The 21300-nt window shown below is 73.9% G+C and carries 17 protein-coding genes and 1 pseudogene; 9 read left to right on the forward strand and 9 right to left on the reverse strand.

The window, feature by feature from the left end:
• Nucleotides 1-8: 8 nt before the first annotated feature.
• The 4 genes from rarD to eccE form a co-directional block, all read right to left on the reverse strand.
• Nucleotides 9-941, reverse strand: coding sequence for an EamA family transporter RarD (rarD, locus tag AB0M52_RS01930; RefSeq protein WP_363947567.1), 933 nt, complete (start codon nucleotides 939-941; stop codon nucleotides 9-11).
• The gene (locus tag AB0M52_RS01935) at nucleotides 938-1435 is read right to left on the reverse strand and encodes a GNAT family N-acetyltransferase (RefSeq protein ID WP_363947569.1); all 498 of its coding nucleotides are present in this window, start codon (nucleotides 1433-1435) and stop codon (nucleotides 938-940) included. Before AB0M52_RS01935 ends, rarD begins: the two co-directional genes overlap by 4 nt.
• 172 nt (nucleotides 1436-1607) lie before the next feature.
• A complete protein-coding gene (locus AB0M52_RS01940) occupies nucleotides 1608-1994 on the reverse strand; it encodes a phage holin family protein (RefSeq protein WP_363947571.1) in 387 nt (128 codons plus the stop codon).
• A 54-nt stretch (nucleotides 1995-2048) separates the two neighbouring features.
• Nucleotides 2049-3920 (reverse strand): type VII secretion protein EccE, encoded by a 1872-nt coding sequence (eccE, locus tag AB0M52_RS01945; protein ID WP_363947574.1) that lies wholly within the window; start codon nucleotides 3918-3920, stop codon nucleotides 2049-2051.
• 200 nt (nucleotides 3921-4120) lie between these two features.
• Here eccE and AB0M52_RS01950 point away from each other — a divergent pair, with 200 nt between their 5' ends.
• Both AB0M52_RS01950 and AB0M52_RS01955 read left to right on the forward strand, forming a co-directional pair.
• Nucleotides 4121-4441, forward strand: coding sequence for a WXG100 family type VII secretion target (locus AB0M52_RS01950; protein WP_363947576.1), 321 nt, complete (start codon nucleotides 4121-4123; stop codon nucleotides 4439-4441).
• A 25-nt stretch (nucleotides 4442-4466) separates the two neighbouring features.
• Nucleotides 4467-4760, forward strand: a complete 294-nt coding sequence (locus tag AB0M52_RS01955; protein ID WP_363947579.1) for a WXG100 family type VII secretion target — start codon at nucleotides 4467-4469, stop codon at nucleotides 4758-4760.
• 33 nt (nucleotides 4761-4793) lie between these two features.
• Here the strand turns inward: AB0M52_RS01955 and mycP are convergent, their stop codons facing one another.
• Entirely contained in the window at nucleotides 4794-5999 is a 1206-nt protein-coding gene (gene mycP / locus AB0M52_RS01960) for a type VII secretion-associated serine protease mycosin (protein WP_363947582.1), read from the reverse strand.
• A 152-nt stretch (nucleotides 6000-6151) separates the two neighbouring features.
• Between mycP and AB0M52_RS01965 the strand changes: the two genes are divergently transcribed.
• Entirely contained in the window at nucleotides 6152-9268 is a 3117-nt protein-coding gene (locus AB0M52_RS01965) for an SseB family protein (RefSeq protein WP_363947584.1), read from the forward strand.
• Entirely contained in the window at nucleotides 9265-9630 is a 366-nt protein-coding gene (locus AB0M52_RS01970; RefSeq protein WP_363947586.1) for a hypothetical protein, read from the forward strand. Before AB0M52_RS01965 ends, AB0M52_RS01970 begins: the two co-directional genes overlap by 4 nt.
• Before the next feature lie 15 nt (nucleotides 9631-9645).
• On the opposite strand, the gene AB0M52_RS01975 is transcribed toward AB0M52_RS01970, so the two are convergent.
• Together AB0M52_RS01975 and acs are read right to left on the reverse strand one after the other, a co-directional pair.
• Nucleotides 9646-10578 (reverse strand): alpha/beta hydrolase, encoded by a 933-nt coding sequence (locus AB0M52_RS01975; RefSeq protein ID WP_363947588.1) that lies wholly within the window; start codon nucleotides 10576-10578, stop codon nucleotides 9646-9648.
• A 346-nt stretch (nucleotides 10579-10924) separates the two neighbouring features.
• Nucleotides 10925-12919 carry an acetate--CoA ligase gene (gene acs / locus AB0M52_RS01980; RefSeq protein ID WP_363947590.1) on the reverse strand — a complete coding sequence of 665 codons (1995 nt, stop codon included), beginning with the start codon at nucleotides 12917-12919 and terminating at the stop codon, nucleotides 10925-10927.
• A gap of 256 nt (nucleotides 12920-13175) precedes the next feature.
• Between acs and AB0M52_RS01985 the strand changes: the two genes are divergently transcribed.
• A complete protein-coding gene (locus tag AB0M52_RS01985; RefSeq protein WP_363947592.1) occupies nucleotides 13176-13922 on the forward strand; it encodes an oxidoreductase in 747 nt (248 codons plus the stop codon).
• A 59-nt stretch (nucleotides 13923-13981) separates the two neighbouring features.
• Here the strand turns inward: AB0M52_RS01985 and AB0M52_RS01990 are convergent, their stop codons facing one another.
• Complete coding sequence (locus AB0M52_RS01990) at nucleotides 13982-14788, reverse strand: HAD-IB family hydrolase (RefSeq protein ID WP_137781667.1); 807 nt, start codon at nucleotides 14786-14788, stop codon at nucleotides 13982-13984.
• Nucleotides 14789-15316: 528 nt separating this feature from the next.
• Complete coding sequence (locus AB0M52_RS01995) at nucleotides 15317-15550, reverse strand: hypothetical protein (protein WP_363947594.1); 234 nt, start codon at nucleotides 15548-15550, stop codon at nucleotides 15317-15319.
• A gap of 1020 nt (nucleotides 15551-16570) precedes the next feature.
• Between AB0M52_RS01995 and ssd the strand changes: the two genes are divergently transcribed.
• The 4 genes and pseudogenes from ssd (at nucleotide 16571) to AB0M52_RS02015 (ending at nucleotide 21270) form a co-directional block, all read left to right on the forward strand.
• Nucleotides 16571-17668, forward strand: coding sequence for a septum site-determining protein Ssd (gene ssd, locus AB0M52_RS02000; protein WP_363947597.1), 1098 nt, complete (start codon nucleotides 16571-16573; stop codon nucleotides 17666-17668).
• Nucleotides 17665-18864 carry a TadA family conjugal transfer-associated ATPase gene (locus AB0M52_RS02005; protein ID WP_363947600.1) on the forward strand — a complete coding sequence of 400 codons (1200 nt, stop codon included), beginning with the start codon at nucleotides 17665-17667 and terminating at the stop codon, nucleotides 18862-18864. The genes ssd and AB0M52_RS02005 overlap by 4 nt, the downstream gene beginning before the upstream one ends.
• Before the next feature lie 1309 nt (nucleotides 18865-20173).
• A pseudogene (locus tag AB0M52_RS02010) lies at nucleotides 20174-20494 on the forward strand (hypothetical protein); the annotation flags it as partial.
• The gene (locus AB0M52_RS02015; protein WP_363947602.1) at nucleotides 20494-21270 is read left to right on the forward strand and encodes a type II secretion system F family protein; all 777 of its coding nucleotides are present in this window, start codon (nucleotides 20494-20496) and stop codon (nucleotides 21268-21270) included. The pseudogene AB0M52_RS02010 and the gene AB0M52_RS02015, both read left to right, overlap by 1 nt.
• The last annotated feature ends 30 nt before the right edge of the window (nucleotides 21271-21300 follow it).

Below are 21300 nucleotides of genomic sequence, written 5' to 3' on the forward strand. Positions count from 1 at the left end.
GCTCGGCGTCAGCGGGCGGTGGGGACCGCGGTCGGCGCCGGCGCGGTGGCCGGACGCGGGCGGCGGTTGCGCCGAGCGTGGCGGAGGGCGTCGACGGTGAAGACGATCAGGGCGAGCCAGACCAGGGCGAAGCCGGCCAGGCGGGCGGGGGGCATCGGCTCGTGGAAGATCAGCACCCCGCAGCCGAGTTGGAGGATCGGCGCCACGTACTGGAGCATGCCCAGGGCGGTCAGCGGGAGCCGGTTGGCGGCCCCGGCGAAGAGCAGCAGCGGGATGGCGGTCAACGCGCCGGCGAGCACCAGCAGCACGGTGTGCGTGGCGGAGACGTGCCCGAAGGTGGCGTCACCGGTGGTCGCGAGCCAGCCGAGGAAGACCAGCGCGGGCAGCGACAGCACGGCCGACTCGACGAACAGGCCCTCGGCGGCGGGCAGTCCGAGCCGCTTCTTCACCAGGCTGTACCCACCGAAGGTGAACGCCAGGATGAGTGCGAGGTACGGCAGCTGGCCGTAGTCGACGGTGAGCACGGCCACCGCCAGCCCTCCGACGCCCAACGCGACCCACTGCGCCGGGCGCAGCCGCTCACGCAGCACCAGCACCCCGAGCAGCACCACCACCAGCGGGTTGATGAAGTACCCGAGGGCGGTCTCCACCACCCGGTCGGAGTTGACGCCGTAGATGTAGGTGAACCAGTTGACGGCGATCAGGGTGGCGGCGGCACCGATCCCCACCAGCGCCCGTGGCCGGCGCAGCAGGGCCCTCAGGAACCCGATGTTGCGCATCGCGGCGAGCAGCAGGGCGACGAACGCGACGGACCAGACCACGCGGTGGGCCAGGATCTCCAACGGGCCGGTCGGCCGCAGCAGCTTGAAGTAGAGCGGAAAGAACCCCCACAGCAGGTACGCAGCGAGTCCGTAGAGGTATCCGAGGCGGAGCGGCGTCACGGCTCAACCGTAAGGGGCGGACGGCCCTGTTGATCCTTGCTGGTGAGCGGGCTCACGGCCACCTCGCGGCGGTCGATCTCCATCCACCGGTCGGCCCGTACCGGCGTGAAGCCGACCTTCGCGTACACCTCGTGCGCGTCGTTGGTGGCCAGCACGATCCGGCGTACGCCCAGCGTGGCGAGGTGATCGCGGACCGCACCGGCCAGCCAGGTGCCCAGCCCGCGACCCCGCTCGGCCCGGTCGACGTAGACGTCGCACAGCCAGGCGAAGGTGGCCCGGTCGGTGACCACCCGGGCGACGGCGACCTGCCGGCCGTCCGCCGGACGGTAGACGCCGAACCCGATGGCACCGGCGAATGCCCGCACCACCGTCTCGCGGTCCCGCCCCAGCGCCCAGTAGGCGTCGGTGGAGAGCCAGCGGTGCACCAGGTCAAGATCGATCAGGCCAGGGTCGGTGCTGATCAGGTAGCCGTCGTCGCGGGTCAGGGTGAACACCCCTGAGACGCTAGTCCGCCCAGCTGCCCGGCTCAGCAGCCAATTCCCGCGATTTGGCCGTCCCCGCGGCTCCACCGGTCCGCAGATCTTGGACAGTCACCGCTCGGCTCGGCGGAAACGGTAACTGTCCAAGATCTGGACGGATCGGTTGCGGTGGCGTGGTGTCAGCGGGTCAGTCGCGGTCGAGGATGGCGCCGAGGATCCAGGTGACCACCCCGACGAAGAGCGCCCCGAGCACCGCGGCCGGCCAGAAGCCGTCCACGTCGAAGGGCAGCCCCACCTGGTCCGCGATCCAGCCGGTGAGCAGGAACAGCAGGCCGTTGACCACCAGCGCGATCAGGCCGAGGGTGAGCAGGTAGAAACCGCAGCCGACGGTCTTGATGATCGGCTGAAGCACCGCGTTGACCACGCCGAAGATGATCGCGACGAGGATCAGCGTCAGCACCGTCTCGGTGACCGAGTCCGCGTCGAGAGAGATGCCGGGGATGACCAACGTGGCCAGCCAGAAGGCCACCGCCGTGGCGCCGACCCGGATCAGTAGACCTTTCAGAAAACCCATGGCGGGCATGGTGCCATGGCCGGCGCGCGGGCGGAACCCGCGAGATCATCCACGTCAGCCCCGGGTCGGACGACCGATCAGTTGCGCCTCGATCGGAGTGCAGGCGAGCCGCGCCCAGCGCAGTGCGCGCCGATTCACCACGGCCACCATGTCGGGCCGGATCCGGGTCAGCCACTCCGCGGCGTCGCCGAGACCCAGCGCGGCGCCCGCGACCGCCGCCTCCGCCCGGTTCAGCGGCTGCAACACCGCCAGGTCGGCCCGGCCCAGCGCGTCCGCGTCGGCCGGGGTCAGCTCGTCGCGTATTAACAGCGTGGCCTGCCATGCGGCACCGGGGCGCGGACCCGTGGGCGGTGCCGGCGCGTCCAGCACCACGAGCACCGGTGCCAGCGGTGTCGCGGGTTCGCCGTCCACCGGCCGGCCCGGCGGCACCAGCGGGATCGGCCTGCCCGGCATGCCGACGCCCCGGACGAACGGCTCCCAGGCGCGCGGCCGGGCCGTCTGGACGACCACCCGGGCGCCGAGCGCCATCGCGCGCATGGTGACCAGTTGGGCGGCGCGTACCCCGCCGACCAGCATCACCCGGGTGCTCTCCGGCCGGAACAGCCGGACGGTGACGGCGTCGCCGTGCCGGTTGGCACCCACCAGCAACCCCGCCGAGCCGTACGGCAGCTCCAACTCGTGGCCGCCGGCGACCGGGGTCGCGGTGGGCAGGGCCAGCGGCAGGGTGCCGGCGAGGCCGGCCAGGTGCGCACCGTCGAGCCGCTCGACCGCTCCGCCGCCCGCCACCAGCCGGCGCAGCGCCTGGGCGGCGGCGGACAGCTCCGCCGGGGTCACCGCGCTCAGTCGTACGGTCAGCCCGGCCGGTGCCGTCGGGTTCGCCTCGGCGTGCAGCGCCACCGTGGTCGCGGTCGCCGGCAACGTCAGCAGCCGGGGCACCAACTGACGTACGGCGTCCGCCGTCGGCCACCGCCGCAGCCGGAAGGTCGTCTGCAGCAGCCCGCCGGACCGGACCGCCTGCCAGGACTCCCGCACCGGTCGCCCGTCGTGATGGGCGAACTCGGCGAGCACCCGCAGGGCCGGCTGTTCGCCCAGGGGGCGGACCGGCAGCGGCCCCAGCCGCCGGACGATCCGGCGTACGGTGCTGGCGAGGGCGCGGCGCAGCGCCTCGTCCGACCAGCCCTCTATCCGCGACACCCGGACGGCGAGCACCGCCCGCTCCCAGCCGGCCAGCCGTCCGTCGGTGAGCTGCCGGTACGAGGTGGCCGCCGGGCCGCCGCCGGCCCCGACCGCCGGCGCCGATCCTCCGGTTAGGACGAGCTGGACGCGGACCGGCGGAGCCGGTCCGGTGCCCGCCGGCAGCAGCGACGGCAGAGGCGGAAGCGGCTGCGCGCCGTCACCGAGCAGGTCGGCCGGGTCACCGATCTCCAGCAGCGCCACCAGACCGGCCGGGTCGTCCAGCACCGCGGCCGGGGACCCGGCCAGCTCGATGGGACGTACCACGGCACCCGGGTCCACCAGGTCAAGCAGCCCCGCTCGCCCGGCGTCCGGTGCGGAGACCCGGCGGCGGGCGAGGTAGCCCAGGCCGGTGCCCAGCCACTCGTAGAGCCACCGCTGGCGGACCCGGCACCCGGCCACGGTCAGCAGCGCCGCCGCCAGCAGGGCCGCGGCCAGCGTGGTCAGCGCGTTCCGGCCCGCCGCGGCGACGAGCACCGCGAGCGCCACCTGGGCGACGACCACCTGCCCGGCGCGCGGCCGGTACGCCCGCCGCCGCCCGCCGAGCCTCCACTGTGGTGCATCTCGCCGGATCCGACGCCCGGACTGGGCCGTCGGATCGTCGGGGGGCGGGGGCTGGATCGCGGCCGGGCGGGTGGGCGTGCTGGTCATCGCCACCCCGCCTCCCCGGTTGATCACCCGCTGCGACCTCATTGCCGCCCATCGTAGTTATCGTCGTGAACGCGTGTTGTCCACAGGGGAGCGCGGCGGGGTAGCACAACAGCGATCGTGCCGCTACCGTCAGCGACGAGTTCTCGTTGGCCCCGTCCCACGTCGCGCCCGTCCTCCGGCGTCGTGGATGGTGCGTTCCGCCGCAGGGCCAGCCACGACCGAGGAGACGAGGTGACGTCGGGGTGTCCCAGACCCAGGCAGAGGCCGCGGTGATGCAGCAGACCGCGGTGAAGTTCGAGCAGACAGACCAGTCGTTGCAGACGATGCTCAGCGGACTGCTGGCCCAGCTGGAGGTGCTCCAGCAGGCCTGGCGCGGCGCTGGCGGCCGGTCGTTCGAGCAGGTCAAACAGCAGTGGGCGCAGGATCAGACGAACCTGCAGCGGGCGCTGCGGGAGACCGCGGGCGCGATCCGCACCGCCGGCACCCAGTACGACGTGTCGGACACCGAGGCGGCAACCCGGGTGTCCGCGACCAACCGCGGCGGCATCCAGCTGCCGCTCTAGACCACGACCCAGGGGGAGAAATCCGATGGAGCACGGTGTGCTGGTCGTCAACTTCGCCGCGTTGCAGCAGGCCAGCGCGGACATCCAGCGGGCGTTGAACACGCTCGACTCGCAGCTCGGCCAGTTGGAGCGCGACGCGGCCCCGCTGGTGGCCAGTTGGTCCGGTACCGCACAGCAGGCGTACGAGCAGCGGCAGGCCCGGTGGCGTAACGCCTCGCAAGACCTCCAGGCGATGCTGCGGGACATCAAGCTGGCCGTCGACGAGTCCGCGGCCGACTACCTCGACACCGAGAAGAGGAACACCGGCCTTTTCCAATGACGGCCGGTTGGCGGCGGTCCGCTGGATGGGTGCTCAGCCCGGGTCGGCGGGGCGCCAGCGCCGTCGGGTGCCCCGGGGCACGACCATGGCCACCAGCACGACGACCGCCACCACCAGCCCGCCGGCGGCGGCCAGCAGCAGGGCGCGCTCCCGCGCGGTGGCGCGGCGGGCCTGCTGCGCCAGCAGCGCCGGATCGGCCCGGTCGTCGGCCAGCGCGGCGGCCGGCCGGTCGCGTCTCGTCGGACCGCCACCGGCCTCGGTGACCGCACGGTACGGGTTGAGCACTCCCGCGCCGTACCCGCCGTCCGGAGCCGGGTCGGTGGTGGCGACGATCCGCGTGGCCACCTCTTCGGCGGTCAGCTCGGGGCGGTACTGGCGGAGCAGGGCCGCGGTGGCGGCCACGAAGGGTGCGGCGTAGCTGGTCCCCTCGGCCCGTTGGTGGCCCTGGCCGGGGGCTGCGATCAGCACGTCCGTGCCGGGTGCGACCAGGTCCAGGTGCGAGCCGGTCTGGGAGAAGGCGGCTCGGGCCCCGTCCGCGCCGACCGCGCCCACCCCGAGCACACCGTCGTACGCCGCCGGGTAGGGGCGCGGGTCGCCGCTGCCGTGCAGGTTGCCGGCGGCGGCGACGACAACCACGTCCCGGATGACCGCGTAGGCGACCGCCGCGCGCACCGCCGGGTGATCGGCGTACAGCACGACGGACAGGTTGACCACGTCCGCGCCGTTGTCCACCGCCCAGCGGATCGCTCGGGCGAAGCCGTCCGGGCCGACCGTACGCCCCGATCCGCGGCCGTCCACGATCTGCTGTTCGCTGACCCGGACCGGCAGGATCCGAGCGTTCGGCGCCAAACCGCGGAAGGCGATCCCGTCGCGCGGGGCGGCGGCGATGATGCTCGCCACGCCGGTGCCGTGGCCGACGCAGTCCCGGCTACCGTCACCGTCCGGGTCGAGCAGATCGGTGCCGGTGAGCACCCGGCCGGCGAGCTGTGGATGCCGCCGGTCCACGCCCGAGTCGACCACCGCCACGGTCACGCCCGACCCGGTCGCCAGCGGCGACAGCCGCTCCGGGGCGTACCGCTGCTGCGGCCAGGGGACGGTCGACACCGGTCGGACCGGTGTCGGCGGGGCCGCGCAGCCCGGCGCGGCCAGCGCCGTGGCGGGCAGCGCGGTCGTCATCAGGGCGGCCAGCAGGGCGGCGGCCAGACTCGCGAGGAGCGGGCGCGTGCTGCACCGGGACATCGACCGCCTCCGTATCGTGGCGACACCGGAACGGGATGTTATCGCCTCCGGACGATCCGGGCGGAGCGCCGCCAGCCTGGCATTGTGATCTTGTGGTCACCTTGTAGGTTGTAGGCGATACCTATGGCCTGTGTCCGGGAGGAGGGGTGGCCGTGACCGACTGGGAGCCGGCCACCGAGGCCGAGGCGGCGATGCGGGACGCGCTGCGCAACAACGACCAGCAGCTTTACTTCCGCATCCTGTCCAGCGTCGAGCTGCTGTTACCGGTCTCCGCCCAGACGGTCGGGGGGCAGACACCGGTGGGTTGGGGCACCTGGACCACGGGCGGTCGCACGCACGTGCTGGCATTCACCTCCGTGGAGGCGATGCGGACCTGTCTGGGTGAGCACGCCGGGCCCAGCCGGCGCACCGGCTACGCGGAGCTGGCCGCCGGCTGGCCGAACCACGAGTGGTGGCTGGCGGTCAATCCGGGCCTACCCGTCGAAGGCTATCTGCCCGCCTGGTACGTCTCCCAGCTGTCCCGCGGCGACGTCCGGCTACCCGGGCGCACGGTGGGTGCTCGGGCGCGGCTGGAGCGCGTCGAGGCGCTGAACCGGTCCCGCGAGGCCGCTGCGGGCGCGGCGGTGCCGTCCAGCCCGACGGCACCGGCGGCCGGGGAGCCGGGCCCGCGACCGGCTGGTGTCAGCGCGGGTCGAGCGGTAGCGCCGCCACCGGTGATCCCGGCGGCCTTCCACCTTCCCGAGGTGCCCATGGCGGCGCCGGGCACGGTCGCCGGGCCGCACCGTCAGCAGCCCGCCGGCCGGGCACCGGGTCACCCGGATGCCGGCGGGCTCGCGCCAGCAGCCCCGCCCGGCCTGCGGGACGTCGGCGGCAGCCGACCGGGTGCGCTCAGTGGCGACGGGCAAGGTGCTGGCGGTGCCGTCCGGCCGGAGGGCCCGGGTGGCCTGCCGCCGCGCCGACCGATGCCGGCACGTGGCGAGGAATCCGCGTCTCCGGGCCACGGATGGCCGGTGACGCCCGAGCGTTCCGGGCCGCCGGCCAACGGTCACCCCGCCGACACTGGCGCCGACCAGACGGGCCGGCGGTCCTTCTTCGAACCGGCCGCCGGTCGGTCGGCCCATCGCGGCGACCGCCTGGCCGAGCGCGCCGCCCCGCCGTCCCGGTTCGCCCGGGGTGGCCAGCCGTTCCCGCGTCGTGGGCCGGCCAGCGAGCCGCCGTCCGAGGGCAGGCCACAGGCGTTCGTCTTCACCGAGGGCGATCAGTCGGCCACCCCGGCTCGACCGGGGCCGGGCGGGGACACGACGCAGCCGCTGGCGATGTCCGCCAGTTCGACGCCGGACCCGACCCGGCCAGTGCGGGTGCCTCCACCAGCCGGCTGGACCCCGGGAGGCACCAACGCCGCCGGCGCAGGCAACGCGGAGGCGACCCAGGCGCTGCCCCGCCGCCAGCCGCCGGAACTCACGGAGGAGCTTCCCGCGTCGATCGCGGAGCCGGTCTCCGGCCCGCCAGCGCCGCGCCGCGGCTTCACCCCGATCGTCATCGAGGGCACCATCATCGAGGCCCGTGACCTGACCGCGGAGGCCGCACTCGATCGCTCGTTCGGTGCGGCCAACGGTGCCCCGCCGAGGCCCATGGAGCACCCGCACCACCCCGCCGGAGAGGCGCGTGCCGGCGTGCCGGAGACCGTGCCGCCGGTCGACCCATCGCCGACCCGTCCGGCTCCGGACGGCGTCGAGGGCGGCCCCGTCCAGCGGGTGCCCGCGCCCAACGGAGTCCCGGCCCCGGAACCGACCGTTCCCACGGTCCGGTCCGAGCCGACCGCGGCGCTGTCGGGGGTCGAGCCCGAGACCGTGCCGGTCCCGACGGTGGGGTCCGAGCCCGAAACGGTGCCGGTCCAGACAGTGGAGTTCGAGCCCGAAACGGCGCCGGTCCCGACGGTGACGCCCGAGCCGACCGTGCCGGTTCCGACGATGCAGCCGGCTCCGACGGTCGAGCCGGAGCTGACAGTTCCGGTCCCGACGGTGCCGGCCGAGCCGGTCGCACCGGTCTCGACCGTGCCACCCGAGCCGGCCGTGCCGGTCACGGCAGTGGTGCCCGAGCGGGCCGTACCGATCACGGCAGTGACACCGGAGCCGGCGACGGGCGTCGACGCGATGGACCCGGTCGTCGCCCCGGCGCAAGCCTCCGCCAGCCGGCAGCCGTCGGGCGTGCTGGCGCCGGAGGCACCCGGCGCGGCGGACGAGGTGCTCGGCGTCGACGCCACGCCCGGTCCCGCACCGGCCGCTGCCACCAGCGCCGTGTTCCGGCCCGCCAACGAGGTGGAGGAGGAACTGCTCGCTGCCGCAGGCACCGGGAACACCGACACCTTCCTGTCCACGCTGCTGCTGGCTCGGGTCCTCATGCCGGTCGCGGCCGACTCCGCGCCGGGCAGCCGGCCCGGCGATCCGGGATTCGTCTGGCCGGCCGTGGAACTGGACGGCCAGCCCTTCGTGGTGGTCTACACCTCGCCGCAGCGTCTCGCCGACCACACCGATCCGGCCGCCGAGACGGTCCAGGTCCGCTTCGTCCAGCTGATCCGCCGCTGGCCCGACTCGTCGTGGTCGTTCGCGGTCAATCCCGGTACGCCCGTCGGGGCGAAGCTGCCCGGCGAGCAGATCGTCGGGCTGGCGAACTGGGCGGCCGAACTGGGGCTCGGCGACGATTCGGAGAGCGAGCCCGAGCCGACCGTTGACGCGTCGGTGCCGGCCAGCGGCCCACGAAAGGCCGCACCGCCCACCGACCCGGCCCGGCCCATCGTGATGCAGAAGGCGATCGCGTCGAGCCAGCTCGGCTACTACCTGGAGCGAGGCTACGACCGGGTCTCCGGTTTCGTGCACCGGGCCAGCGAGCTGGCGCACCTCACCACCCCGGCCGGGCTGTACCAGGCGCTCGGCCTCAACCACCCCGAGTCGCCCTTCGCGTCCGACGCCGAGCAGATCTACCTCCTCCGGTGGCCGGCGTTCCGGCCGAGCCTCTACCGGATTCCGTACGGCGGGCAGAACGAGGCCGCCATGCGGGCCATGGAGGGCTGGGTCATCGAACGCCCGCCGTTCCGGGGCAACGGCTTCGCTCCTGGCGAGAGCAGCGACGTGGTCGCCGAGTTCAAGGTGGACAGCGTCCGGTTGCCGCACGGCGCGCAACTGGTGCGCGTCGGCACGGACGGCACCGAACGGCTGGTCGCCGTCCTCGACGCCGATTCGCTCTCCTGGCGACAGGTCGGTGAGCGGTGATGCGCGACGGCTACGTGGCCCGCTGGCGCGGACGGGAGTACCAGGCCAGCCCGGACGGCGGCGAGATCCGGCTCTACCAGCCGGAGGCAGGCGACGGCTTCGTCGAGGTACGCCCCGGCCGCCACGTCCGGGTCGTTCCGGCCACCGAGGTCGACGAGCTTGCGTACGTGCGGACGACCTGCACCTGGAAGGGGCAACCGTTCATCGTGCTCGCCGAGCACGAGGGGTGGCTGCGGGTCGAGTACACCGGCGGGCGCTGGCCGGTCGCCCAGGCGATGCGGTTGGAGGCGTTCGACTTCGGCGTCTACCAGGGTTGGGCACCCGTCGGCGAGGTCAGCGACGTGCGCGAGCAGCGGGTCTGACCCGCCGCCGCACGGTCAGGACTTGGCCCAGCGCAGGACCTCGCCCAGCACCAGCTCCGGTGCCTCCAGATGGGGGAAGTGCCCGACCGGGTCGAGCAGTCGCCACTCGTACGGTGCACTGACGTAGCGCCCTGACCCCTGGGCGGTACGCGCCAGCGAGGCGACGTCGCGGGCGCCGTGCAGTTGCAGGGTGGGGGTGACCAGCGGTCGCTGCATCAACTTGACGAACCGGTAGCCGTGCAGCCGCAGCACCGACCGGAACGCCCACCGGTAGCCCTCCAGCGCGCAGAACGCGGCCTGCGGGATCCGCATGGCCTCCCGGTAGCGCTGCGCGTACCCGGCGAAGTCCGGGCCGGCGACCCAGCGCGGGCCGCCCCAGCGGCGCAGGATCTCCTCCACCGCCCGCCCCTCGTCCCGGGTGAGGACGTGCTCGTAGCGGGGCAGCTGAAACCTCAGCGCGGGTGTCGAGGCGGAGAACTGACCGCGCGGATCGGCGAAGATCGCCGCGCGCAGCCGCAGCGGGTGCGGTGCGCCGAGCACCACCAGCCGGCGGACCAGGTTTGGGTGGAACGAGGCCACGGTCCAGGCGATCATCCCGCCGGCACCGGCGCCCACCACGGTCGCCGAGCGTTCGCCCAGGGCGCGGATCAGCCCGGCCACGTCGGCGGCCAGCGTGTAGCCGTCGTACCCCCGGGGTGGTTTGTCGCTGGCACCGTAGCCGCGCAGGTCGACGGCGACCGCGCGGAAGCCGGCGTCAGCGACCGCAGGCAGCATTTGATGCCAAGCCCACCAGTGCTCGGGGAAGCCGTGCAGGAAGAGCACCATCGGCCCGGTGCCCGCCTCGACCACGTGAAACCGGCTGCCGTTGGCGCCGACGAACCGGTGCGTCCACGGCCCCTCGGTGAGGACGCAGGACTCGTCGACGGCATCGCCACGCTGCTCGGTCATGACCGACAGCCTATGACCCCGACACCGGTCGCTCGGCCGGACGCCGCCTCGGCTCGACCGAGGACTTCGACGCAGGGCCTAGCCGACCGGGCTGATCTTCAGGATGCTGGCCGGGGTCCCCGGGCCGCAATCCACCCCCGCGACCGGCGAAATCGGCCCAAACGTGGGACCACTGGTGAAGATAGGCACTACTGGGGCCAGTGGGAAGGGGGTACGTCGATTTGTTGCACCGAGTTGTTGAGAGGCATTTTCACTGTCACATTCCGGTCCGGGCCGTCCACCCGCCGGACATGACGATGGGTGGCGGTCCGCGCTGACCGCCACCCATCGAGTCGTACGCCCGCCGTCAGTCCTCGTCGGACTTGCCCCCGCCCATGCCGGACGCGATCAGCTCCATCACCGAGGAATCCTGCAACGTCGTCACGTCACCCAGCGAGCGGTTCTCCGCCACGTCCCGCAGCAACCGGCGCATGATCTTGCCCGACCGGGTCTTCGGCAGCTCCGGCACCAGCATGATCTGCCGGGGCTTGGCGATCGGGCCGAGCGTCTTCGCCACGTGATTGCGCAGGTCGGCGATGAGCTGCTCACCGGCCTCGCCGGAGGTGTCGGCGTTGCCGCGCGGGATGGCGAACGCGACGATCGCCTGCCCGGTGGTCGGGTCGGTGGCGCCGACCACCGCGGCCTCGGCCACCGACGGGTGCGAGACCAGTGCCGACTCCACCTCCGTGGTCGAGATGTTGTGCCCCGACACCAGCATCACGTCGTCGACCCGGCCGAGCAGCCAGATGTGCCCGTCGTCGTCCTTCTTGGCGCCGTCACCGGCGAAGTAGATCCACGGGTCGCCGGCGTCGCCGCTCGCGCCCGCGCCGAACCGCGACCAGTACGTCTCGATGAACCGGTTGTCGTCGCCCCAGATGGTGCGCAGCATCGACGGCCACGGCTCGCGTAGCACGAGGTAGCCCCCGCCGCCGTTGGGCACCGACTGGCCCTGGTCGTCGACCACGTCGGCACTGATCCCGGGTAGCGGGGTCATCGCCGAACCCGGCTTGGCGGCGGTCACGCCGGGCAGCGGCGAGATCATCATGGCGCCGGTCTCGGTCTGCCACCAGGTGTCCACGATGGGCAGCTCGCCCCCGCCGACGTGCTGGCGGTACCACATCCACGCCTCGGGGTTGATCGGCTCGCCGACGCTGCCCAGCAGCCGCAGGGAGGACAGGTCGTAGCCGGCCGGGATGTCCTCGCCCCACTTCATCATGGTGCGGATCAGGGTCGGCGCGGTGTAGAGGATGGTCACCCCGTACTTGTCGACGATCTCCCAGAACCGGCCCTTGTGCGGGGTGTCCGGGGTGCCCTCGTACATCACCTGGGTCGCGCCGTTGGAGAGCGGACCGTACACGATGTAGGAGTGGCCGGTCACCCAGCCGATGTCCGCGGTGCACCAGTACACGTCGGTCTCCGGCTTGAGGTCGAAGACCGCGTGCGCGGTGTACGCCGCCTGGGTCAGATAGCCACCGGTGGTGTGCAGGATGCCCTTCGGGCGGGCGGTGGTGCCGCTGGTGTAGAGGATGAAGAGCGGGTGCTCGGCGTCGAACGGCTGCGCGGCGTGCTCGGTCGACGCCTGCTCGACCGTCTCGTGCCACCAGTGGTCCCGCGCCGACCAGCCGACCCCCTCGCCGGTGCGGCGGACCACCAGGACGTGCTCGACCGACGGGCAGTTCGCCACCGCCTCGTCGACGGTCGGCTTGAGCGCGGACGGCTTGCCCCGCCGGTAGCCGCCGTCGGCGGTGATCACGACCTTGGCCGTGGCGTCCTGGATCCGGTTGGTCAACGATTCGGCTGAGAAGCCGCCGAACACCACGCTGTGCGTGGCGCCGATTCGGGCGCAGGCCAGCATCGCGACCGCCGCCTCCGGGATCATCGGCAGGTAGATCGCCACCCGGTCACCGGCGGTCACCCCGAGGTCGGTGAGCGCGTTCGCCGCCTGGCAGGTCATCCGGTGCAGGTCGGCGTACGTGATGGTGCGGGAGTCGCCCGGCTCGCCCTCCCAGTGGATCGCCACCTTGTCGCCCCGGCCGGCCTCGACGTGCCGATCGAGGCAGTTGTACGCCACGTTCAGCTGCCCACCGACGAACCACTTCGCGAACGGCGGAGTCGACCAGTCCAGCACCTGGTCCCACTGCTTCGCCCAGCTCAGCCGCCCGGCCTGGCGCTCCCAGAAGGCCAGCCGGTCGGCGTCCGCCTCGGCGTACGCGTCGGCGGTCACGTTGGCGCCAGCGGCGAGTTCGGCCGGCGGGGGGAACTGGCGCGTCTCGTTCAGCAGATTGGCCAATGCCTCGCTCATGCCCTGACTCCTCGTCGCTCGGGGGTGACCTGCGTCTCTCCCGGGGAGGTTAGCCGGGGCGGACGGCCCAGGCGACCGAACCCCTCCTTGCCCGTCGCCCAACGGCCCCTCCCACGCGCCAAGGTGCAAGGAAGGGCCCCTTGTTAACGCCTCAGGTAGAGGAAGGGCCCCTTCTTAACACGGAAGCGCGGTGGCGGGCGTCGCGCCGGCGGCGACTCCTGCCCGGCCCGGCCAGCGGGGTCGCTAGCGTGACGGGGTGACTGCCGACCCACTCGCGCCGCTGCTCGATCTCGCCGACGTCGCCGACGCCGTCGAGCACGCCCGTACCCGATTCGACCAGGCGCTCGGCAACCGGGCGCTGCGCCGCCACGGTGGCCAGGTCGCGGCCGAGGTGAGCCTGCGGTCCGCGGTGGCCAGCGCCGGCCTGGAAGGCCGGCCCCACGAGCGGGAGGCGGTACGCGCCGGCACGGTCACCGAACCGCTGCTCCAGGGCGCGTTGCGAGTTGCCGGGGCACTGCCCGGGCTGAGCGACCTCTGGCCGAAGGCACCCCGCCAGGCGCTGGCGAAACTGCACGTACTCGCCGCGCGGGACGTGGTCGCCGAGACCGAACTGGGTCGACCGGTCGACGACCCGGTGGTCGCCGCCCGGTTGGACGGGCTGGCCGGGCTGGTGGCCGGCGGCACGAGGGTCACCCCGCTGGTGCTGGCCGCCGTCGTACACGGGGAACTGCTCAACCTGCGCCCGTTCGCCGGCCCCTCCGGCGTGGTGGCCCGGGGCGCGGCCCGCCTGGTGCTGGTGTCCAGCGGCTTCGATCCGCGCGGCCTGCTCGCCGTGGACGTCGGCCACCGCGAGCGGGAGCCGGAGTACGTCGGAGCGGCCGGGGCCTTCGCCACCGGCACCCCCGACGGACTGCGGTCCTGGCTACGGCACTACATGTCGGCCGTCGAGGTGGGCGCCGACCAGCTCACCGCGATCGGCGACGAGGTGCTGGCCGCCGACTGACCGCGATCGGCGACGAGGTGCTGGCCGCTGCCTGACCCGGCCGGGCACGGTCGTCGGGATCAGCCCTGGGAGGCGCTGGCGCGGGTGCGGCGGTGACGGCCGTACCAGGCGATGCCGATCGCCACCCCGACGCCCACGCCGAGAGCGGCTGCGGCGACCGGGACGGCGGGACGCTCCCGCAGCCGCCGGCCCAGCGGGACCGGGTGCCGGAACTCCAGCACCGGCCAGGCGTTCTCCACCGCCAGCTTGCGCAGCTGCCGGTCGGGATTGACCGCGGTCGGGTGGCCCACGCACTCCAACAGCGGCCGATCGCTGTACGAGTCGGAATAGGCGTACGAGTCGGCGAGGTCGTACCCGCGCTCGGTGGCCAGCTCGCTGACCGCGTCGACCTTGCTCGGGCCGGCCGCGTAGAACTCGACCTCGCCGCTGTACCGACCGTCCACCACGCCCATCCGGGTGGCGATCACGTCGGTGACCCCGAGCAGCGCCCCGATCGGCCGCACCATCTCCTCACCGGATGCGGAGACCAGGACCACGTCCCGCCCGGCGGCCTGGTGCTCCTCGATGAGGGCGGCGGCCTCGGCGTACACGTAGGGGTTGATCAGCTCGTGCAGCGTCTCCGCGACGATCTGGCGGACCTGTTCCACCTGCCAGCCCTTACAGAGTGTGGCGAGATAGTCCCGAGTCCTGGCCATGGTCTGCTCGTCGGTGCCGCCCAGCCGGAACATCAGCTGCGCGTACGCCGACTTGACCACGTCACGCCGAGTGATCAGGCCGTCCCGGTAGAACGGCCGACCAAACGCCAAGGCGCTCGACTTGGCGATGACGGTCTTGTCGAGATCGAAGAAAGCGGCACTTCGGCCCACGGCGCGAAAGTCTAGCCCGATGGTCTATGGTCGGCGGGTGCCCGGGGGCCGAAGACCGCCTGGACCTGCGGGCCGACCTTCACGGCGCCTGCGAACAGTGACCGCGGTCACACTCTGCGAACAGGATTTCGCAGGGAGTGGAGGCTACACCACTCGACGTACACAGGTCCGCTCAGGCAGACTTGTCCACAAGACGAGTATTCATAGCTCGTACAACCGGCAGACCCTCGGCGGTTGCACCCCCCGTGACCGCTGAGCGGGTTCGGCTCGACCCCCCCGGAGCCGAACCTCCGACGACCCCCGTCTCCCCCCGACGGGGGTCGTCCCTTTCTGGTGGAAACGCTCCGCTTCGCTGAGTGCTAATCACGATCGAGCGGCAGTCGGTCAGCCAGATCGTGGCGCTGCGGGAGGTCTGGAGCACGAAATGCTCGGTGGTCAGCGCGGTGAGCAGCCCTGCTCGCGCGCGTCCTCGTCCATGCCGCCGCCCTCCGGTGCTGGCCGCCCCTCAAATGGCCAACGACACAGGCGCTAGCGGATTACGGCCCGGCCGGGCGTGCGGGTCGGCTCGAAGCAGACCAGGGGCCGACCCCGGCCGTCGGTCACCAGCCAGGGATGGCCGACGTACGTGTGCTGCCGGTACGAGGCGGACGGTTGCAGCACCGCGTACTGCCGCCGCCGGCCCTGGTAGTCGAGCCAGTAGACGATCACCGGCCGTGACCTGAGGTTGACGAACTCGACGCTGGTCTCGGCCCCGCCGCCCACCGATCGCAGCTCCCCTCTCGCCGTGGTGAGAGAGGCGTCAGCTCCTGCGGTTCCGGGGATCGGTTGCTCGGCGATGGGCTCGGCGGGCGGCTCGGTGACGAACTCGGACGGACGCTGGGCGTGCCCGGGTCGTGGGCAGGGGCGGTCCCGGGGGCCGAGGGCGGCGAGCTGGCCGGTGCGGACGTCCGGTCGGGCGGCAGCGGGCGGGAGGACGACACCCCGCCGACCGACGACGAGGCGGTCGGGACGGACGGGGACACCGGCGTGGCGGCGGAGGTCGCCTCCGGGTCGGTCGCCGGGGCGACCGGCTGCGGGCCGATCCAGCCGGCGGGCCCCTCCGGGGCCGCGGCCGGCGGTGCTTCCGCCCCCGGCCAGAGCACGGTGAGCATCAGGCCGAGTACGGAGGCGGCGACGCCTGCCAGCATCAGCCGGTGTGCGCTGCGCCTGGTCCCGTGGTGGTGCGCTGGCTCCAGGCGGGTGACGGTGGGCTCGGCAGTCGGTGTGGCTGTTGGCTGCGGCCGACTTTCGCGGGCGACGGGCGCCGCCGGTCGCGCCGGCAGAGCCGGTGGTGCTGGCAGAGCCGGTGGTGCTGGCAGAGCCGGTGGTGCTGGCAGAGCCGGTGGTGCTGGCAGAGCCGGTGGTGCCGGGAGCGCCGGCGGTGTCGGCGGTGCGGTGTGCGAGTGCGGGTCGGGCAGCCACGGGCCGATCCGAAGTTTCGGCTCGGCACGGGTGTGGTCGTGATCTGGCGACTGCTTCATGACCCCGATCCGGCGAGGAATGCCGTTCCGCCGACGGCACAGGACGTCGATTATGCGTGCCCCGCGTGACAACCCGCCACGGCTAGTGCCGCCAAAGTGGACGGATAGTGCGGCCGTCTCACATAGCAGATCAACGGGCGCTGTGGGCGTTGTCCACAGCGCAGCTGGTTGTCCACAGATCGGCTCCTCGGGGCGGCGTCCGGGACGGTGCCGGAGGCAGGGTTCGGATCAGCGAACCCGCGCCGACCGCTTGGAGGCCGCGATGCCACCCCGTACCTCCGTCCCGCCGCACCGGCGTCCGCCGCTGGTCGTCACCTCGGACGGTGACCTGCTCGACGATCTGCTCCGGCTCGCCGCCGCCGGAGGCGTCGAGGTGGAGGTCGCCACCGATCCGGCCGCGGCCCGGACCCGCTGGCAGCCCGCCCCGCTGGTGCTCGTCGGCACCGACCAGGCGCAGCCCTGCCTGCGGGCACGGCTGCCTCGGCGGTCTCGCCTGGTCCTGGTGGGTCGGGCCGGCGACGTCGAGTCCGGCTGGCAGGTGGCCGATCTGCTCGGTGCCGAACACGTCGCCGTGCTGCCGGCAGCCGAGCCGTGGCTGGTCGACCGGTTCACCGAGTGCGGAGCCGAGGATGCGGCCACCGCCCGGATCGTCGCCGTGTTGGGCGGCCGGGGCGGAGCCGGCGCCAGCATCCTGGCCGGTGGGCTCGCGGTCACCGCCGCCCGCGCGCGGCTGCGTACGCTGCTGCTCGACGCCGACCCGCTCGGCGGCGGTCTCGACCTGGTGCTCGGCTGGGAACAACTGGAAGGTTTGCGCTGGCCGGCGCTGACCGGGGCCGACGGGCGGGTGGACGCGCCGGCTCTGGTCCGGGCGCTGCCCAGCCGGGGCGACCTGGTGGTGCTCTCCTGGGATCGGGGCGACCTGGTCGCCGTCCCGGCCGAGGCGATGGCGGCCACCCTGGATGCCGCCCGGCGCGGCCGGGACTTCGTGGTGGTCGACCTGCCCCGGCAGCTCGACGACGCGGCCGTGACCGCACTCCAGACGGCCGACCGGGTGTTCGTGGTGGTGCCCGCCGAGCTGCGGGCGACCGCCGCCGCGGCCCGGGTGGTCGCTGCCGCCGCCCCGCACTGTCACGACCTGTCGGTCATCGTCCGCGGCCCGGCTCCCGGGCGGCTCCGCGCAATCGAGGTGGCCAGGGCACTCGGCCTGCCCCTCGCCGGCACCCTGCGCCCCGAGCCGGGGCTCTGTCGTGGGCTGGAGCGGGGTGAGGCTCCCGCGGCCGGCGGGCGCGGCCCGTTGGCCGAGCTGTGCCAGCGGATCGTCGCCGACCTGACCGGCCAGCCCGCGGCGGGTGCGGCGTGACCGGGGAGACGCTCGCGGCCCGCGTGCGGCAGCGGATCGCCACCGCCGCGACGCCGGTCACTCCGGCCGCCATCGTCTCCGCGGTACGCGCCGAGCCCGACGCCGCCGTCCTCGGGGACACCGCCCTGCTACGGATGGCCGACCGGGTGCGCGATGACCTGGTGGGCGCTGGCCCGCTCGCCCCGCTGCTCGCCGATGCCGAGGTGACGGACGTGCTGGTCAATGGGACCCGGGTGTGGGTCGACCGGGGGCAGGGCCTGCACCAGGTTCCGGTGCCGGTGGGCACCGTGGACGACGTGCGCCGGCTCGCCCAGCGACTCGCCGCCGGTGCTGGTCGCCGCCTGGACGACGGTGCGCCGTGCGCAGACGCACGGCTGGCCGACGGTACGCGGCTGCACGCCGTGCTGCCACCGGTGGCGACCGACGGGCCGTACCTGTCGTTGCGTACCTTCCGGCAACGACCGTTCACCCTGGACGAGCTGGTCGCACAGGGCGCCGTGGCTCGGCCGGTCGCGCCGGTGCTCGCCGCGGTGGTGGCGGCCCGGCTCGCGTACCTGGTGATCGGCGGCACCGGCTCCGGCAAGACCACCCTGTTGAACACGCTGCTCGGAATGGTGCCGGCCACCGAGCGGATCGTGCTGGTCGAGGACGCCGCCGAGCTGCGGCCGGTGCACCCGCACGTGGTGGGGCTGCAGGCCCGGACGGCAAACGTGGAGGGCTCCGGCGCGGTCGGCCTCAGCGAGCTGGTCCGACAGGCGTTGCGGATGCGACCGGACCGGCTGGTGGTCGGCGAGTGCCGGGGCGGCGAGGTGGTCGACCTCCTCGCCGCTCTCAACACGGGTCACGACGGCGGTGCCGGGACCCTGCACGCCAACGCCCCGTCGGACGTACCCGCCCGGCTGGAGGCGCTCGGTCTGCTCGGCGGGTTGCCGCGCGCGGCGCTGCACGCGCAGGTGGCCGCAGCGCTCCAGGTGGTGTTCCAGATCCGTCGTACGCCGCAGGGGCGGATGCTGGAGTCGATCTGCCTGCTGCTGCCGGAGGGTCCGGACCGTCTGATCACCACGGTTCCCGCGTGGATTCGCGGTCGCGGGCTCGGCCTCGCGGCACGGGCGCTCGGCACCCTGATCCAAGGTCGCGACGTGCCGGTGCCGCCGATCCTGTGCGAGCCCTGGCCCGGATCGGCGGGTCCGGCATGAGTGAGCGTCAGCGAGCGAATCATCGGTGCGGCGCATTGGTGCCTGACGGCGGTACGCGGCGAAGCGGAGTGCCGGCATGAGCGGCGCGCACTGGTGGGTGTTGGCACTGCTGGTGCTGGCTGCCGTGGCGGTGCGCCCGGTCCGCGGGCGGCTGCTTCCGGGGTGGGCGACGTGGGGCCGGGTGGAGGTCGACGATCCGCTGGTCGACTGGGTCGTCGCGTTGCGCGAGTCGGGCGACGCGGAGCAGGCCGGCGGCGGTCCGGGCGAACCGCTGCGGGCCCGGCTCCGGCCGACCGGCGTCGGGTGGCCGGCGCTCAGCGGTGCGCGGGTTCCGGTCGAGGACGCTGCCGGTCCGACCCTGCTCACGCCCACCTCGGTCAGCGCTGTGTACGACACGGAGAGCAGCCGCCTCGTGGCCGGGTCCGCCGGGCGAGCCTGCACGGTGCATCGTCCGGTCGGCAGTCGTACGCCGATGGCCGCGTCCGTACCGCCGACCCCACCGGCCGCGTCCCGCCCGCCGGGGTGGCGAGGCAGTCGTCGCCCAGGGCGTTCGCTCGGCGTGCCCGGCGGACCCGGGATGGGCTCGGCATCCCGCCCTGTCGGCGTAGCCGTCCCGGCCCGGCCGACGAGTTGGGCCGGGGCCACGTCGACCGCGCAGCGGACGGGAGCGAACCAGCCGTGGGCGACCTCGACCGCGCAACGGACGGCCGCGAGCGGGCCGGGCAGCGGCGACCGCAGTCCCGACCGGTCGGGCCGAGGCGGGTGGCGTCGACGAGCTGCGAGCAGGCCGGGAACGTGGTCGGCGTCGCCGCGCCGCACCCTGCTGCTGACCATGCTGTCTGGCGTGGGGATCGGCTGGCTGCTGGCCGGTCCGGTGGCGGCGGTTGCCCTGGCCGGGTACGGAGTCCTGGGCGTCCGGGCGCTGCTGCGACGCCGTGCGGCGGCGGGGGCGGTCCGGGTGCACCGGGAGCGGTTGGACCAACTGTGCGCCCTGGCGGCCGATCTCCGGGCCGGGCTGCCGGTGATGGTGGCGGCGGAGTCGCTGGGTCTCGCCCGCCCGCCTTCGGCGGTCACCGGCCAGCCCGCCGAGCCACTCCGAAGCGGCGAGCCCATCGCGGAAGCCGACCGATCTGACGCAGCCGACCGGATCGGGGACGCTGACCGGCTCCGCGCGACCGGCGGAGCCATGCTGTCCGGCGGAGCCATGCTGCCTGGCGGAGCCGCCTTGTCGTCGGAAGGGTTCGAGGCGCCCGACGCCGCGGTGCCGCCCGACGCCGACGCTCCGCCGGACCGCCCCGGACGGCTGGCGCGGGCTGCGGTGCGGCTCGCCGACCGTACGGGCGCACCGCTGGCCGAGTTGGTCGAGCGGATCGAGGCCGACGCCCGGTCGACGGACCGCGGGTTGGCGGCCGCCGCGGCCCAGGCAGCGGGAGCCCGGGCCACCGCGTGGCTGCTGGCTGCCCTGCCACTGGGTGGCATCGGCCTCGGCTACGGGATCGGGGTCGACCCGCTCGATGTCCTGCTGTACACCCCGATCGGCGGCGGCTGCGCGATCGCTGCCGTCGCCCTCCAGGTGGTCGGCCTGCTCTGGGCGGAACGCCTCGGTGCCGTGCCAACCGAGGGAAGCTGATGTCCGGCATGACGCTGGCCATGGGCTGTCTGGCCGCCGCGGTCCTGCTCGCCGTCGTGGCCGTCGGTCGGCACCGTCCCCAGCGGCGGCTACGCCGGCTGTCCAGCGGAAGGCCCCCGCGCGGCACCCGGCCGCCCCGGCGAGGCACCGGCGAGGGTCCGCCTGGTTCCCCGGCCAGCCGACGGCTGGACATCGTCCGGCTCGCCGCCGGGCTGGCCGGCGTCGCCGTGGCCGTGCTGCTTGAGGGATGGCCCGGCCTGGTGGCCGCGCTGCCCACGGCCGTGCTGCTCGACCGGATGCTCCGGCGGATCGAGCACCCGGCCGTACGGACCCGACGGCTGCGTGCCGCCGCCGACCTTCCGCTGGCCGCCGACCTGTTGGCGGCGGCGCTGCGGGCAGGTGCGCCGGTGGAGCACTCCGTGCTCGCGGTGGCCGACGCGCTCGGTGGCCCGCTCGCCGATCAGCTCAGCCGGGTCGGCCGGACGTTGCAGCTCGGCGGTGTGCCGCAGGAGGCGTGGGCGCACCTGGCGACGGTGCCGGGCGGGCAGCGGGTCGCCGCAGCGGCGGTTCGGTCCGCGAGCAGCGGGGCGGCCCTGGCGGGGGCGCTGACCCGGCTCGCCGACGACCTGCGCGTCGACCGGGCCACCGCGATCGAAGCGGCTGCCCGCCGGGCAGGCGTGCTGATCGTGCTGCCCCTGGGCCTCTGCTTCCTGCCCGCCTTCATTCTCGCCGGTCTGGTGCCGGTGATCGTCGCCGTCCTCGGCGACGTGCTGTGAACCCATCGAGAAAGGACGAACACGTGCGCA

Origin of the sequence: Micromonospora sp. NPDC051296 (genome assembly GCF_040682255.1) — a bacterium.
GTDB lineage: Bacteria > Actinomycetota > Actinomycetes > Mycobacteriales > Micromonosporaceae > Micromonospora > Micromonospora craterilacus.

What these genes read in the sequence shown, in the direction of transcription:
- AB0M52_RS01940 (WP_363947571.1), bottom strand. Translation starts at nt 1,994, where the DNA reads ATGGGTTTTCTGAAAGGTCTACTGATCCGGGTCGGCGCCACGGCGGTG.
- eccE (WP_363947574.1), bottom strand. Translation starts at nt 3,920, where the DNA reads ATGAGGTCGCAGCGGGTGATCAACCGGGGAGGCGGGGTGGCGATGACC.
- AB0M52_RS01955 (WP_363947579.1), top strand. Translation starts at nt 4,467, where the DNA reads ATGGAGCACGGTGTGCTGGTCGTCAACTTCGCCGCGTTGCAGCAGGCC.
- mycP (WP_363947582.1), bottom strand. Translation starts at nt 5,999, where the DNA reads ATGTCCCGGTGCAGCACGCGCCCGCTCCTCGCGAGTCTGGCCGCCGCC.
- AB0M52_RS01975 (WP_363947588.1), bottom strand. Translation starts at nt 10,578, where the DNA reads ATGACCGAGCAGCGTGGCGATGCCGTCGACGAGTCCTGCGTCCTCACC.
- acs (WP_363947590.1), bottom strand. Translation starts at nt 12,919, where the DNA reads ATGAGCGAGGCATTGGCCAATCTGCTGAACGAGACGCGCCAGTTCCCC.
- ssd (WP_363947597.1), top strand. Translation starts at nt 16,571, where the DNA reads ATGCCACCCCGTACCTCCGTCCCGCCGCACCGGCGTCCGCCGCTGGTC.
- AB0M52_RS02015 (WP_363947602.1), top strand. Translation starts at nt 20,494, where the DNA reads ATGTCCGGCATGACGCTGGCCATGGGCTGTCTGGCCGCCGCGGTCCTG.